Here is a 15,503-nt window from a genome sequence, read left to right as displayed (position 1 = left end):
GAAGCTAAGTGCAACTTGCAGATTTTTTTGCAAATATGCCGCAGTACCAACAGGCAGTTGATGGGTTTGAGCATAGAGACCGTGAACTTCTGACTGGGATTGCCGGTTCAGCTCGGGCACTGTTAATCCAGACCTTGCTGCAAAAAGAACAGCGGCCGATGATTTTCGTGACCGACACAATGTATCATGCAGATCAGCTGACTGATGAGTTAAGTGGTCAGTTGACGGATGATCAGCTGTATGAATTTCCGGTTGAAGAGCTGCTGGCTGCAGAGATTGCCACTAGCTCACCAGATTTTCAGAGTCAGCGGATTCAGGCGCTCAGTGCGCTAACGCAGGAGAAACCAGCGGTGATCGTCACGTCGGTTTCTGGACTGCGCCGTCAGTTGCCTGATCCAAAACTGTTTAGTCAGGCACAAATTCCGCTTGAAGCGGATGGCGAGGTTGACTTAGAGGCTCTTGCTGCCCGGTTACAGCGAATGGGGTACGTCAGGCAAAAACTGGTTGACGCTCCCGGTGATTTTGCCATTCGCGGGTCAATTATTGACATTTACCCACTGGATACGGAATATCCTGTACGAGTCGATCTGTTTGATACTGAGATTGATTCGTTGCGCTACTTTGACGCCAGCACGCAACGGAGTGTTAAAAACATTGATTCAGTCGACATTCATCCGGTGACGGATCTGTTAATGACGCCGGAACAGAGAAAAACGGCGGCTGACGCGTTAAATAAGAAATTAACCAAGGAGCGAAAAAAACTGTCCGATGAAGATGGTGAACACCTTGCAAATAGTATCACCCCCCTGATTGAAGCCTTGACCAAGGGGGATGTTTCTGCCGAGTTAAGATTATTTGCCAGTGACTTTTTTGGCAAGACGAATTTGCTGGATTATTTGAGCGATAAAGGATTACTGCTCATCGACGACTATCCGAGGTTACGGGACACCAATAAGCAATTGGAGTCTGATGAAGCTAACTGGATCGTTGATAGACTTAGTGCACATCAGATCTTCAGTGACCAGCAGTTTGGATTGCATTTCCAAGACGTGCTGAAACGTGATTCGCACGCTGAAATCTTTTTCGCGCTTTTTCAAAAGGGTATGGGTAACATGCGCTTTGACCAGCTGATTGAAATTAAGACCCGGGCGATGCAGCAGTTCTTTGGCCAAATGCCATTGCTGAAACAGGAAATTAATCGCTGGCAGGCTTCAAAACAAACCGTTGTCATGATGATGGCTAATGAGGAGCGACTTAATAAGGTTTCTCAGACCCTCGATGATTTCAACATTAACGCTGTGATGACAAAGGCCAGTGATATTCAACCCGGTGTCGTTCAAATCATACCGGCTGCTAGTCAAACCGGTTTTGAATTACCGGATGCTAAGCTGGTCGTGATCACCGAAGCCGAAATGTTTAAGCAGGTCACAAAGCATCACCGCCGCCGTCAAACCATGCAAAACGCGGAACGGCTGAAGAGTTACACGGATCTGAAACCCGGTGACTACGTGGTTCACGTTAACCATGGGATCGGCCGCTTTGAAGGCATGCAGACGCTAGAAGTCGACGGTGTCCACCAGGACTACATGACCATTGCGTATCAAAAAGACGCCAAGTTATTTATCCCGGTAACGCAGTTAAACCTCATTCAGAAGTACGTTTCCTCTGAAGATAAGAAGCCGCACATTAACAAACTGGGCGGTTCTGACTGGGCGAAAACCAAGAAAAAAGTTGCCGCTAAGATTGAGGACATTGCTGATGACTTGATCGAATTGTATGCCAAGCGGGATTCGGAGAAAGGGTATGCCTTTCCTCACGATGACACTTATCAGGAGGAATTTGATAATGAATTTCCTTACTCTGAAACGCCTGACCAATTACGTAGTATCGAAGAAATTAAACACGATATGGAAAAGCCGAAACCAATGGACCGGCTGCTGGTCGGTGACGTGGGTTACGGGAAAACTGAAGTGGCCTTACGGGCTGCTTTCAAAGCGATTGAAGCGGGTAAACAAGTTGCTTTTCTAGTGCCGACAACAATTTTGGCACAGCAGCATTATGACACCATGACTAACCGGTTTGAGGGTTTCCCAGTGAACGTGGCCATTTTGTCGCGGTTCCAGACAACTAAAGAAGTTCACCAGATCATTCACGGTTTAGAGGATGGCAGTGTGGACATTGTCGTGGGGACTCACCGGTTACTTTCAAAGGACGTTAAGTTTAAAGACCTTGGATTGCTGCTCGTCGATGAAGAGCAGCGGTTCGGGGTCAAGCACAAGGAAAAGCTGAAGCAGATGAAGTCTCAAGTCGATGTTTTGACACTGACGGCCACCCCAATTCCACGGACGCTGCACATGTCAATGCTTGGTGTCCGGGACCTTTCGGTGATTGAGACACCGCCAGCTAACCGGTTCCCGATTCAAACGTACGTGATGGAACAAAATGCCGGTGCTATTCAGGACGGTATTCGTCGCGAAATGCAACGTGGCGGTCAGGTCTTTTACCTGCATAACCGGGTCGGTGACATTGAAGAAACGGTTAGTCAGATCAAAGCGTTAGTGCCCGATGCTGAAGTGGCTTACATCCATGGCCAGATGACTGAAGCGCAGCTGGAAGGGATTTTGTACGATTTCATTCGTGGTGAATATGATGTCTTGGTCACGACGACAATTATTGAAACCGGGATGGATATTCCCAATGCCAACACGTTGTTTGTGGAAGATGCAGACCACATGGGCCTGTCGCAGCTTTATCAGTTGCGGGGCCGAATTGGCCGTAGCAACCGGGTTGCCTACTCGTATTTTATGTATCAGCCTAACAAGGTGCTGACCGAAGTCAGTGAAAAGCGGCTGGAAGCCATTAAGGACTTTACGGAGCTGGGTTCTGGCTTCAAAATTGCCATGCGGGACCTGTCCATTCGTGGTGCGGGTAACTTGCTGGGCAAACAGCAAAGCGGCTTTATTGATTCTGTGGGTTACGATTTGTATACGCAAATGCTGACGGATGCCGTCTCCAAGAAGCAAGGTAAAAAGGCTAAGCCGAAAACGGATACGACGGTTGAGCTTGGGCTGGAAGCTTATCTGCCAGATACCTACATTGCGGATCAGCAGCAAAAAATCGAAATGTACAAGCGAATTCGTCAGATCGAAGGGCCGGATGATATCACTGAAGTGCAGGATGATTTGATCGATCGGTTCGGTGAATACCCAGTTGAAGTGACTAATTTATTAGCTATCAGCCAGGTTAAGATTCAGGCGGATGAAGCCTTGATTGAAAAGATTCACCGGATCAAAGATCAAATTGAAGTGATCTTTTCGGTTAAAGGAACAGAGCATTTTAGCGGTGAGGACGTTTTTAAAGCGTTGTCCAACACAAAGCTAAAGGCGACAGTTGGTCTGTCCAATGACAAGTTAGTGGTCAAGCTGGTGATTCAACCGAAGATGGCGGCTGAAAACTGGATGGCTGAATTAAATCAGTTTGTCAGAGCACTGAGTGAAATGGTTGTTGAAACAACGACAAAATAGGTGAATTATGCAACGTAAAACAATGAAAACGGTGATGCAAGGAGCCTTGTTGCTGTCAGTAGCGTCACTAATTGCCAAAATTTTAAGTGCGGTTTATCGGGTTCCTTTCCAAAACATGGTTGGGAACACGGGTTTTTATGTGTACCAGCAAATTTACCCGATTTATGGGATTGGCATGACGTTTGCGTTAAGCGGTCTGCCGATGTTTATTTCGAAGCTGGTTGCTGAAAGTGATACCGTTAAAACTAAAATGACACTGCTCTCGCGAATCTTCATTCTCTTAGCTGGTTTTTCGCTGATCATCTTTTTGGGGTTGCAGGGGCTGGCGTTACCGATTGCCAGTGCAATGGGTGATCCTGGCCTGACACCGATCATTCGCTCGGTGAGTTGGCTGTTTTTATTCTCACCATTTCTGGCAGTAAGCCGTGGCTATTTTCAAGGTGAATATGATATGCGGCCAACTGCATTGTCCCAATTGGCAGAGCAGACCGTTCGCGTAACGGTGATTTTATTTGTGGCCTACTGGGCCATGAGTCGTCACTGGAACGTTTATCGAATGGGCACGTGGACTATGAGCAGCGCGCCGATTGCCGCTATCATGGCTTCTGCTGTCATGCTGTACTACGTTCGTCATCGCAGAGTCCAGCTTTTTGAAGCTGGTCAGCAGCCGATTACCCAAAGTTATGGAACCCTCGCAAAACGCTTATTGATTGAAGGGGGAACGATCAGTTTATTTGCATCAATGATGGTGCTGTTACAGCTGGTTGATTCATTTACCGTCATGCGCGGTTTAATGATCCAGGGGCAAGCTCCGATAATTGCCAAGTCAATAAAGGGGGTCTACGACCGGGGACAGCCATTAGTACAATTGGGTCTGGTGGTTGCCACGTCGTTTTCGTCGTCGCTTCTGCCATCACTAACTGAGGCATTGACCCACGGCACCCGCCGGCAGTTTGCGCGGCAGGCTAAAACTGTCGTTCGGATGAGTGTCGCGATTGCTACCGCAGCGGCGGTAGGACTGATTGCGTTAATGCCAGAAGTTAACGTGCTGCTCTTTGGTAATCAAGAAGGTAACAGCATGCTGTCGGTTTACGTTTTAAGCATTATCTTTGCTACCCTGATCATGATCGATAACAGCATTTTGCAGAGTTTGAACCAGTTTACGGTTACCGTAGCCGGTTTAGTACTAGGATTCTTGGTGAAAATCATCTTCAATCAGTGGGCAGTCATTCGGGCTGGCGCAATCGGTGCCAGCTGGGTAACGGTCGTCGCCTTAATAGTGATGGCGGGCTTTCTGATGCGGCAGTTGCGAAAGGAGCAGCTAACAGCGTTTAATCAGGGCTTTTTAGTTAAATTACTCGTGATTTCGCTGGCAATGCTGGTAGCTGTCCGCATTGCTATGCCAGTCGGTAATTGGCTGGTGGCGGCCTGGTCACCACGGATGAAGGCACTAGCTGATGCAATTTTAGGCGTGCTGGTTGGTGTACTAGTCTTTATGTCACTTGCTTTAAGGTTAAAATTACTGACGTTGCGGGAGTGGCTGTTGCTGCCGCAGGCCGATCGCTGGCTGCGCTGGTTTAAAAAATAAACAATGGAGGCACATAATGAGATTAGATAAATTTTTAAAGGTGTCACGGATCATTAAACGACGGACGGTGGCTAAGGAGATTGCCGATAAGGGGCGAATTACGATTAATGATCGGGTTGCCAAGTCATCGACTGATGTTTCTCCTAATGATATTTTGGTCATAAAGTTTGGCAATAAAACCCTGACCGTTCAGGTACTTCAATTACTGGAGACCACCAAAAAACAGGATGCTGAAAACATGTTTAAAATCGTCAGTGAAGATTACGAAAAAGATTATCGCAATGAGTAATTAAAAGAGGTATTAGTAATCGTTAGGTCTGAATATGAGTTGTTCGTTAGGTTTTACACTTAAACCGCTAAGTTACGGTTTTATACTGTTACAGTTTTGTGACATTCCGTGAATCCGCTTTAAATCTCATAGACAACCCACAATATCGTTGATATACTTTTGAGTATGAGGATATTGGCGTGGGGGGCGTTAACATGGCGACACAATCAAATATTACGCAACTTGATAATCAATACACAAGAGAAGTTAAAAAGAATTCGCACAGGGCAGTATTGAGCAAGCGGCGTAAGAAGCGGGCGTTGATTATTATTTGCGGTTTTTGTTTGGCTTTTCTTTTTTTGGGCGTGCAGATTGTTCACGCAAAGAACGCCATGAGCCAGACTAACGTTCAAATTTCACGCCGCCAGCAAAAACTGGCACGGGTGAAGCAGACCCATCAGAATCTGAATGAAAATGTCAAACTCTTGAATAACAAGGATTATTTAGAAAACCTCATTCGTTCAAAGTATTACTACGCTAAGTCAGGGGAGACGATTTATAGTCTGCCAAATGACAAAGCAAGTGATGTTACAGCGAAATAAAGGTAATTTGAGGACTAAAATGAAGCTGGTTTCAAGTGTGAGCTTGGGTACCAGCTTCATTTTATGTTTAAAATGAGACTTTGATTAAAGATCCGTACGATGTTCAAGCTTGTTTTACAAGAAATGTGCTATACTGTTAGTACAAATTTAAGGAGGAAATTCTTGTTTATGGCAATCGAGGTTGGAGAAAAAGTTGCTGGTAAGGTTTCAGGTATCACAAATTTTGGTGCATTCATCGATTTGGGAGATCATAAGACCGGATTAGTGCACATCAGTGAAGTCTCTGATGGCTTCGTAAAGGATATTCATGATGTTTTGAGTATTGGCGACGAAGTAACGGTGAAAGTTCTGAACATTGGTGATGATGGTAAGATCGCATTATCGATTCGTAAGGCACAAGATAAGCCTGAGGGTCACTCAGAACATGAACATCATAGTCGTGAACATCATGAAAATAACAACAATCACCGTAGTGGTGGCAACGGTCATTATCGTAACAGCAACAACGGTGGTGGTCACTCCCGGAATAGCAACCACTCGAGTTCGAACCATAAGGAGAGTTTCGATGACTTAATGTCTGGCTTTCTAAAGGAAAGTGAAGACCGGTTAGCAACCCTTAAGCGCAATACTGAAGGAAAACGCGGTGGTCGTGGTGGCCGTCGGAGCTAATTTATCAGACAACAATTGAAGTGAAGCGTCCGTTTGCAAAGCAGCCGTTTTGTAAGGGATGCTTCTTTTTTTGATTGATGAGGGATGCAGGATGGACATTGCAAAACAATTTGAATTACGAATCGCCCAAGCTGGCTGGTTTAAGCCGGATCAGACAGCGGTCATTGCCGTTTCTGCCGGTGTGGATTCCATGGTGCTGTTAACACTGATGCAGCAACTACCCGTTAAGCTTAAGCCAAAGCTGTTGGTTGCCCACGTTAATCATCAGCTGCGGCAGCAAAGTCAGGTTGAAGAGTCATTTCTGACTGATTATTGCCGTCAGCATCACATTCAACTGGAAAAGACTCACTGGCCGGTGGCAGCTCATCCGCAAAGGGGTGTTGAGGCCGCTGCACGTCGCTTTCGCTATGCCTTTTTTACGCAAATCATGCAGCAGTACCATGCCAGCGCTTTGCTAACGGCTCACCACGCGGATGATCAGGCGGAAACGGTTTTAATGAAGCTGATTCGTGGTGGGCAACTATCGCAGCTGCAGGGGATTTTACCTGAGCAGCCGTTTGAAGGTGGACGCCTGATCCGGCCGTTACTGGGATTTAGCAAGCAGCAAATTCGAGCATACGCTCACGACCAGCAGTTAACGTGGTATGAGGACGAAACCAATCAAGCGGATGATGTTTTGCGCAACCGGATTCGCCACCAGGTCATGCCGGTACTTAAGCGAGAAAATCCGGCTTTCCTCGATCATATTCAAGAATACACCGCGCAGTTAACGGCTAATCTTCAGCTGGCCGACGAGCGGACTGCAGAATTATTGCAGCAAATTCGGCTTGATGACCAGTCGTATAGTGTGACTCGATGGAGGGGACTAACCGCGGTTCAGCAACGGGCAGTGCTGAGAGCCATTTTCCGGGGTGCTCACTTACCCGTGACCGCAGCCTATCTAGAGGAAACCATTCAGTTACTTAACAATGCGGCTAAGCCAACGGCAATACTTAATTTGGCCCATGCCAAAGTTTTTGAAAAAGTATATGATCGATTTTCAATTAAATCAGTATTAAAAGTTCCCCAAAATCACAAACCCGTGGATAGAATTGTGGTAATATCTAACCAGTGGGTTCCGTTATCACGGGGATTACGGGCTCGTCTTATACCAGCCTCAACGACAATCAAAACGGATTTGTTGCACATGGCACTTGATCTGCAGCCTGGTGAACTGCCAGTCAGCATTAGGCAGGCTCGGCCAAATGATCGGCTTAAGCTCGTTAACGGTGGGCATAAGACCGTGCAACGAATTCTGATTGATCATAAGGTACCTCAACCACTTCGGTCACATCAGTTAGTTGCTGTGACTGCCAAGGGTGAAGTATTGTGGCTGATTGGACTGCAGCGCAGTGCCCGTGATTTTACTGAACCTAACTACGAACTGGTTTTAAAACAATCTGACTAGAGGAGCAATTTTAATGAATAACGATATCGAGCGTGTTTTATACAGCCAAGATGACATCAAGGCTGCCTGCCAACGTTTGGGAGCTGATATTACCCGGGACTATGCGGGTAAGAAGCCGCTGTTCATCGGTGTTTTGAAGGGCGTTATTTTTTTTATGACGGATCTGATGAGAGAACTGGACTTCCTTGCAGACATTGATTTTATTGATGTTTCCAGTTATCACGGTGGCACGGCGTCGACTGGAGAAATCACATTGGTTCATGATATTGATACTGATATCGAGGGCCGTGATGTGATCGTGGTTGAAGATATTTTGGATACTGGTCGGACGTTGGCATACTTACGTGACCGTTTGAGTGAACGTCATCCTAAATCTTTGAAAGTATGCACACTCTTAGACAAGCCTGAAGGTCGGGTAGTTGAAGCAAAAGCTGACTATGTTGGCTTTAACGTTCCTAATGAATTTCTAGTTGGCTACGGGCTCGACTATGTTGAGTACTACCGAAACTTACCTTATGTAGGGGTTTTAAAACCTGAAGTTTACGCTAATTAAGGAATTGGTCAAAAAAGGTCAAATTTCCGAATAAAACATTAGTCAAATAAGGTCAAATGTGATAATATGATTTTTATCAACGGGGGAATTGTCCCTCAGTTTCATTCCCAATACATAGGGAATCGAAGTAAGGAGGCACTAAATGAACAATCGAAGAAATGGACTTTTTCGAAATAGTCTTTTCTACATTGTGATCTTCTTGTTGGTCATGGGTGTTATTTACTTCTTTCAAGGAAATAACTCAAGCTCGCAATCCCAGGAAATTCAATCTAGCGAGTTTATCCAACAATTAAAAGAAAACAACGTTAAGAACTTTTCCGTTCAACCTTCCGGTGGCGTTTACAAAGTTACCGGTGAATATCGAAAAGCGCAAAAGACTAAGACTCAGACTGGTTTTACCCTTGGTGGTAACACCAGCTCTAAGGTTACAAGCTTCAGCACTGCGATGTTGCAAAATAACTCCAGTGTCAGTGAAGTAACGCGTTATGCAAGGGATCATAACGTGAAAATGAATACAAAGCCTGAAGAGTCCAGTGGCTTTTGGGTAAACTTGTTAGTTTACGTATTGCCTCTTCTCGCGTTCATTTTCTTCTTCTACATGATGATGGGTCAAGCCGGCCAAGGCGGCGGCAATGGCAAAGTCATGAACTTTGGGAAATCCAAAGCTAAACCAACCGACAGTAAAGAAAACAAAGTTCGCTTTACGGATGTTGCTGGTGAAGAGGAGGAAAAGCAGGAACTGGTCGAAGTTGTTGAGTTCTTGAAAGATCCGCGCAAGTTCGTTTCATTAGGTGCTCGGATCCCATCTGGTGTGTTACTGGAGGGGCCTCCCGGTACTGGTAAAACCTTACTTGCTAAAGCGGTTGCCGGTGAAGCTGGCGTACCGTTTTACTCAATTTCTGGTTCTGACTTCGTTGAAATGTTCGTCGGGGTTGGTGCTAGTCGTGTTCGTGACTTGTTTGATCAAGCCAAGAAGAACGCGCCTTCTATAATCTTCATTGATGAAATCGATGCCGTTGGTCGTCAACGTGGTGCTGGTATGGGTGGTGGTCACGATGAACGTGAACAAACCCTTAACCAATTGCTGGTTGAAATGGACGGGTTTACCGGTAACGAGGGTGTCATTGTCATGGCTGCTACTAACCGTTCAGATGTTTTGGATCCTGCTTTGCTTCGTCCAGGTCGTTTCGACCGGAAGATCTTAGTTGGGCGTCCAGACGTTAACGGGCGTGAAGCTATTTTGAAGGTTCACTCACGTAATAAGCCATTGGCTAATGACGTTGACTTAAAGGAAATCGCCAAGCAAACTCCTGGGTTTGTTGGTGCCGACCTGGAAAACCTGCTAAACGAAGGTGCTTTGTTGGCAGCGCGTCGTAATAAGACGCAGATTGATGCTTCTGACATTGATGAAGCTGAAGATCGGGTCATTGCTGGGCCAGCTAAACGTAACCGGGTTATTAGTAAGAAGGAGCGGGAAACCGTTGCTTATCACGAAGCCGGGCATACGATCGTTGGGTTAGTTTTAAACGACGCACGAGTTGTTCATAAGGTTACCATCGTTCCTCGTGGTCGTGCTGGCGGGTACGCTATCATGCTTCCGCGTGAGGATCAAATGCTTATGAGTAAGCGCGATGCCAAGGAACAAATGGCAGGGTTGATGGGTGGTCGAACAGCTGAAGAGCTGATCTTCCATTCAGAATCATCAGGTGCTTCTAATGACTTTGAACAGGCAACTCAGATTGCCCGTGCAATGGTCACCCAGTATGGGATGAGTGAAAAAATTGGGACTGTTGCATTGGAAAATGCTACCAGTCAGGAAGCGGCTGCTTATGGACAAGCCCCAACTTATTCACAGGAGACTGCTGCAGCCATTGACGAAGAAGTTCGTCGCTTGACTAATGAAGCTCACGAAACTGCTCGAAAGATTCTGTCTGAACATCGCGAACAGCATAAGATCATTGCTGAAGCGCTGTTGAAGTACGAAACGTTGGATGAAAAGCAAATCCTCAGTCTTTATAACACTGGGAAAATGCCAGATACGAAGCAGGACAGTGAATTTCCTAGTGAAAAAGCTGCCACCTTTGAACAGTCCAAACGCGAACTTGAACGTCGTGAAGCAGAACGGCAGGCTAAGATTCAAGAAAAGACTGAAAACAAGGATCAAGACTCAGATGTTACTAAGTCTGATTCCGAAAAAGATCAAAAACCAGATCAGAGTAACTCTGATAAGGGTGATTCGAATCAACCGCACGCTGATGATCAATCTGATCATTCAGACGATGGGGAAGACTAGAGTAAAAAGCGCAGGCCTTGGGCTTGCGCTTTTTTGTGGGATTTTTGAATGGAATGGATTGTTTAATTTAGCCTAATCGGGCTTCAGCTGGCAGAGAGCTGCATGTAGTAGTGAAATGACATAAATCCAAGACCGGGATTTTTACCGATTCACAGCTATACTCCACTTTCTAACCGCCAGCTTTCGCACCTTGATTTAATCGGGCTACAGCTGACAGAGAGCTGCATGTAAGTCACTTCTGGCATAAATCCAAGACCGGGATTTTTGCCAAAATTGCCTTACACTCCGCTCCCTAATCGTCAGCTTTCGCACCTTGTGTTATACTACTCTAGAAATTCTTTTAGGAGGAAACTATGTCAGATTATTTACTTAAAAGCGTTGTTAACGACGGGCAGTTTCGTGCTTATGCCGTTGATGCTACCGAATTAGTCCGTGAAGCACAACAGCGTCACGATACGTGGTCTGCTGCTTCGGCTGCCCTAGGGCGGACCCTGATTGCCACTCTGATGCTGTCATCGTCCGTATTAAAGGGTGACGATACTTTAACCGTGCGTATTAATGGTGGCGGCCCAGTCGGCGGTATTGTGGCTGACGGAAACGCTAACGGAACGGTTAAGGGATACTTACAAAATCCCCACGTTAATTTACCGCTCAATAAAAAACATAAAATCGATGTCGCAAAAGCTGTGGGTGTCAATGGTTCACTTTCAGTTACCAAGGATCTGGGCCTAGATAAGCCATGGACTGGGCAAGTTCCATTAGCTTCCGGGGAAATTGGTGATGACTTCACTTATTACTTGGCACAGTCAGAGCAGATTCCATCAGCTGTTGGGGTATCGGTTTTTGTTAACGATGACAACAGTATTCAGGTTGCTGGCGGCTTTTTAGTGCAGGTGATGCCTGGTGCTAAGGACGAGACAATTAGTCACCTGGAAAAGCGCTTAAAAGAAGTGCCAATGGTTTCAGAATTGTTATTAGACGGCCAAAAGCCTGAGGACATGCTTAACTTGCTGTTTGGTGAGAAGAACGTCAAAATCCTGGATAAAATGCCTGTTTCGTTTAAATGTGACTGCTCTAAGGAACAGTTCAGCAAGGCACTAGCAAGTATTTCTAAGAATCAGCTGGAACAGATTATTAATGAAGATCACCACGCTGAAACTGTCTGCAACTTTTGCAAGAACAAGTATGAATTTAGTGAAGCTGAATTAAAGGCAATTTTAGCCAAGATGTAATTCACCAGCAGGTGGTAGCCAGTCTTTATCAGAATGTGCTATGATAGCTAACGCAGAAATTAAGTAAGAGAGTAAAACTTTAGAGGTGAGCATATGGAATGGCAAATTGGCGATGTTAAAATAGCAAATCAAGTCGTTGTTGCACCGATGGCTGGGGTAACCAACTCCGCTTTTCGTGTGATTTGTAAAGAATTCGGTGCCGGTTTAGTGGTCTGCGAAATGATTTCAGATCGCGGGATTATGTACCATAATAAGAAAACGTTGGATATGATGTTTGTTGACGCAAGCGAACACCCAATGAGTATTCAAATTTTTGGTGGCACGAAGGAAACCTTGGTTCAAGCTGCTAAATTTGTGGACCAAAATACTGCAGCAGATATCATTGATATCAACATGGGCTGCCCTGTAAACAAAGTTGTTAAGACGGATGCAGGGGCTAAGTGGCTGTTAGATCCGAATAAAGTCTACGAAATGGTATCTTACGTTACGGATGCTGTTAAGAAGCCGGTAACGGTTAAAATGCGGACCGGTTGGGATGACAAGCATATCTATGCTGTTGAGAACGCATTAGCAGCAGAGCGTGCCGGCGCATCAGCACTAGCAATGCATGGTCGTACTCGTAAGCAGTTGTATCAAGGCCACGCAGACTGGGATATTTTAAAGGAAGTGGCTGATCAGTTGACTATTCCGTTTATGGGCAACGGTGACGTTCGCTCAGCCGAAGATGCTAAACGGATGCTAGATCACACTGGCGCTGATGCCGTGATGATTGGCCGCGCAGCAATGGGTAATCCGTGGATGCTTCGTCAAACGGAACATTATTTGGCAACTGGAGAATTATTACCAGAGCCAACCCCTGAAAAGAAGATCCAAACTGCCAAGGAACATTTACACCGGTTAGTTGAATTAAAGGGCGGGTATGTCGGACCACGTGAATTCCGTGGCCAAGCTGCATACTATCTAAAGGGTATCTCACATTCTGCCCGGACTAAGGCAGCCTTAAACAATGCGGAGTCAGAACAGGAAATGAACGATATTTTCGATGCGTTTTTAGAAAAGTTGACAGCTTTATCAGTTAAAAGCCGATAATTTAAAAAAAGCAGGCAAAAGAGCTTGCTTTTTTTATTGAGGGTTGTCAAAATTAATAGCGGACTAGTTATTATAAGATGGAGGTATTAGTGTGGCTGGAAAAGATAAAGAAATGAACGACCAACTACGAGTTCGTCGCGAAAAGATGAACGAACTGCGCGAAGAAGGAATTGATCCTTTTGGTCATCGATTTGAGAGAACTTACTTATCAGCGCAATTGCATAAGGAGTTCGGTGATGATGATAAGGATGAACTCAATGACTTGCATAAGACTGCAATAATTGCGGGTCGGATGGTCTCTAAACGTGGTAAAGGTAAGGTTGGCTTTGCTGACTTACAAGACCGCACCGGTAAAATACAGATTTACGTCCGTAAAGATATTTTGGGCGACGAAGTATATCACGTGTTCAAGCGTTCTGATATTGGTGATCACCTGGGTATTGAAGGGGACATCATTAAAACCGATATGGGTGAACTGACCATTCGTGCAACTAAGCTGACTTTCCTTTCAAAGGCGTTGCGGCCCTTGCCGGATAAATTCCATGGGCTACAGAACAAGGAACAAATCTACCGTCAACGGTATTTGGATCTTATTTCTAACCCAGAAAGTTTCGAACGGTTTAAGAAGCGGAGTAAAATTATCACGGCTGTCCGTAGTTATTTAGATGGCAATGATTTTCTGGAAGTGGAAACACCAGTGTTGCATAACCAAGCTGGTGGTGCTAATGCACGGCCTTTTGTGACTCACCATAATGCCTTGAACATTGACCTTTACTTGCGGATTGCTTTGGAACTGCATTTGAAGCGGCTAATTGTTGGTGGGATGGAACGTGTCTATGAAATCGGCCGGGTCTTTCGGAACGAAGGTATGGATACCCGTCATAACCCAGAATTTACCATGCTGGAAACCTACGTGGCTTATTTTGATTTTCATGATGTAATGAATGAAACAGAAGGTATCTTTAAGGCAGCCGCCAAAGCCGTAACGGATGATGGTGTTGTTACCTATCAAGGACACGAAATTGACCTGAACAAGGATTTTGCTCGCATTCACATGGTAGATGCAGTTAAGCAGTATACCGGTGTGGACTTTTGGCCTAAGATGAGTGTTGAAGATGCTCGTAAACTGGCTGATGACCATGGCATTCACTATGAAAGCTACTGGGCAGTTGGACACATTATCAACGCCTTCTTTGAGGAACTGGTACAGCCTAAATTGGAACAGCCAACTTTCGTGTATGGTCACCCAGTAGAAATCTCACCATTAGCTAAAAAGAACCCTGACGATCCTCGCTTTACTGATCGGTTTGAGCTCTATATTGTCGGCAACGAATTTGCCAATGCCTTTACTGAACTTAATGATCCTATTGACCAGCGTCAACGGTTTGAAGCGCAGGTTAAGGAACGCGCAGAAGGTAACGATGAAGCTGAAGGTATTGATGAAGACTTCATCGAGGCTTTGGAATATGGTATGCCGCCAACTGGTGGTCTGGGAATCGGAATTGATCGGTTAGTCATGCTGTTAACGGATGCAGAATCAATTCGTGACGTGCTGTTATTCCCAACCATGCGGCCAGAAGAATAGTTAATAACGAAATGAGTTTTGCTTATTTCATCATATAGAAGTAAACGGTTTGATCATGAGTGTGTTTGGCTTGTGATTTGACCGTTTTTTATTTATCCTGAGAACTAAGATAAAAGTTTTTGACTTAATCTTATTAGAAAGCAGTAGATGATTCTGGACTCTAGGAGTTTTCTATATAAATGCAGTAAGCCTTTTTGATTTTTGGCTGGAACATCCTGTTGAAAGATGTGCGGTAAGAACGCGGTCGGAAGGTATTCCTTAAATGGAAAAATAGGGCTTGAAAGTGGCTCTTAGACAAAAGTTACATGAATTTTTGAAAAAGTTGCTTTTTAGTGTTGACCTTGTTTTAGATAGCTGGTATAGTAGTTATCGTTGTCAAAGAGATAACGTCTTAGGCAACTAACTCGTTTGAATAGATATTCAAATAAGTTATAAAAAAACGTTGACAAGAAACACGTCAACATGATATGATTTAATAGTTGTCGAAAGGCAATTAGCAATCAAAGTAGACCTTTGAAAACTGAACAAAGTTTTGTTTCACAAATGTGCAGGGTATATCAGTTTCGGCTGATATCAAATGTAATTTGCGAAGTCAATTTCGCTAGTAATATTAATGAGTCACAAACAATCATAAATTGAGAGTTTGATCCTGG

At 45.0% G+C, this 15,503-nt stretch carries 11 protein-coding genes; all 11 read left to right on the top strand.

What is annotated here, in order from left to right; all coding sequences use genetic code 11:
- Positions 1 to 8: 8 nt before the first annotated feature.
- The 11 genes from mfd to lysS all read left to right on the top strand — a co-directional run bounded on the left by mfd (position 9) and on the right by lysS (position 14,850).
- The gene (mfd, locus tag JUE95_RS10295; RefSeq protein WP_373305686.1) at positions 9 to 3,524 is read left to right on the top strand and encodes a transcription-repair coupling factor; all 3,516 of its coding nucleotides are present in this window, start codon (positions 9 to 11) and stop codon (positions 3,522 to 3,524) included.
- 7 nt (positions 3,525 to 3,531) lie between these two features.
- Entirely contained in the window at positions 3,532 to 5,112 is a 1,581-nt protein-coding gene (locus JUE95_RS10290) for a polysaccharide biosynthesis protein (RefSeq protein ID WP_203651304.1), read from the top strand.
- A 16-nt stretch (positions 5,113 to 5,128) separates the two neighbouring features.
- On the top strand, positions 5,129 to 5,401 hold the full coding sequence (locus JUE95_RS10285; protein WP_203651302.1) for an RNA-binding S4 domain-containing protein: 273 nt from the start codon (positions 5,129 to 5,131) through the stop codon (positions 5,399 to 5,401).
- Positions 5,402 to 5,595: 194 nt separating this feature from the next.
- A complete protein-coding gene (locus JUE95_RS10280; protein WP_203651300.1) occupies positions 5,596 to 5,982 on the top strand; it encodes an FtsB family cell division protein in 387 nt (128 codons plus the stop codon).
- A 168-nt stretch (positions 5,983 to 6,150) separates the two neighbouring features.
- On the top strand, positions 6,151 to 6,651 hold the full coding sequence (locus JUE95_RS10275) for a S1 domain-containing RNA-binding protein (RefSeq protein ID WP_203651298.1): 501 nt from the start codon (positions 6,151 to 6,153) through the stop codon (positions 6,649 to 6,651).
- A gap of 91 nt (positions 6,652 to 6,742) precedes the next feature.
- A complete protein-coding gene (gene tilS, locus JUE95_RS10270; protein WP_203651294.1) occupies positions 6,743 to 8,098 on the top strand; it encodes a tRNA lysidine(34) synthetase TilS in 1,356 nt (451 codons plus the stop codon).
- A 13-nt stretch (positions 8,099 to 8,111) separates the two neighbouring features.
- A complete protein-coding gene (gene hpt, locus JUE95_RS10265) occupies positions 8,112 to 8,651 on the top strand; it encodes a hypoxanthine phosphoribosyltransferase (protein WP_203651286.1) in 540 nt (179 codons plus the stop codon).
- Between the two features lie 142 nt (positions 8,652 to 8,793).
- Complete coding sequence (ftsH, locus tag JUE95_RS10260) at positions 8,794 to 10,944, top strand: ATP-dependent zinc metalloprotease FtsH (RefSeq protein WP_203651284.1); 2,151 nt, start codon at positions 8,794 to 8,796, stop codon at positions 10,942 to 10,944.
- 353 nt (positions 10,945 to 11,297) lie between these two features.
- Positions 11,298 to 12,176, top strand: a complete 879-nt coding sequence (gene hslO, locus JUE95_RS10255; RefSeq protein WP_203651282.1) for an Hsp33 family molecular chaperone HslO — start codon at positions 11,298 to 11,300, stop codon at positions 12,174 to 12,176.
- A 93-nt stretch (positions 12,177 to 12,269) separates the two neighbouring features.
- Complete coding sequence (dusB, locus tag JUE95_RS10250; RefSeq protein ID WP_203651280.1) at positions 12,270 to 13,265, top strand: tRNA dihydrouridine synthase DusB; 996 nt, start codon at positions 12,270 to 12,272, stop codon at positions 13,263 to 13,265.
- Positions 13,266 to 13,377: 112 nt separating this feature from the next.
- Positions 13,378 to 14,850 carry a lysine--tRNA ligase gene (gene lysS / locus JUE95_RS10245; RefSeq protein ID WP_203651391.1) on the top strand — a complete coding sequence of 491 codons (1,473 nt, stop codon included), beginning with the start codon at positions 13,378 to 13,380 and terminating at the stop codon, positions 14,848 to 14,850.
- Positions 14,851 to 15,503: the final 653 nt, after the last annotated feature.

The organism is Secundilactobacillus yichangensis (assembly GCF_016861565.1).
Lineage (GTDB): Bacteria > Bacillota > Bacilli > Lactobacillales > Lactobacillaceae > Secundilactobacillus > Secundilactobacillus yichangensis.
The sequence above is the reverse complement of the archived record's forward strand: the minus strand, read 5'-3'. Positions and strand labels throughout refer to the sequence as shown.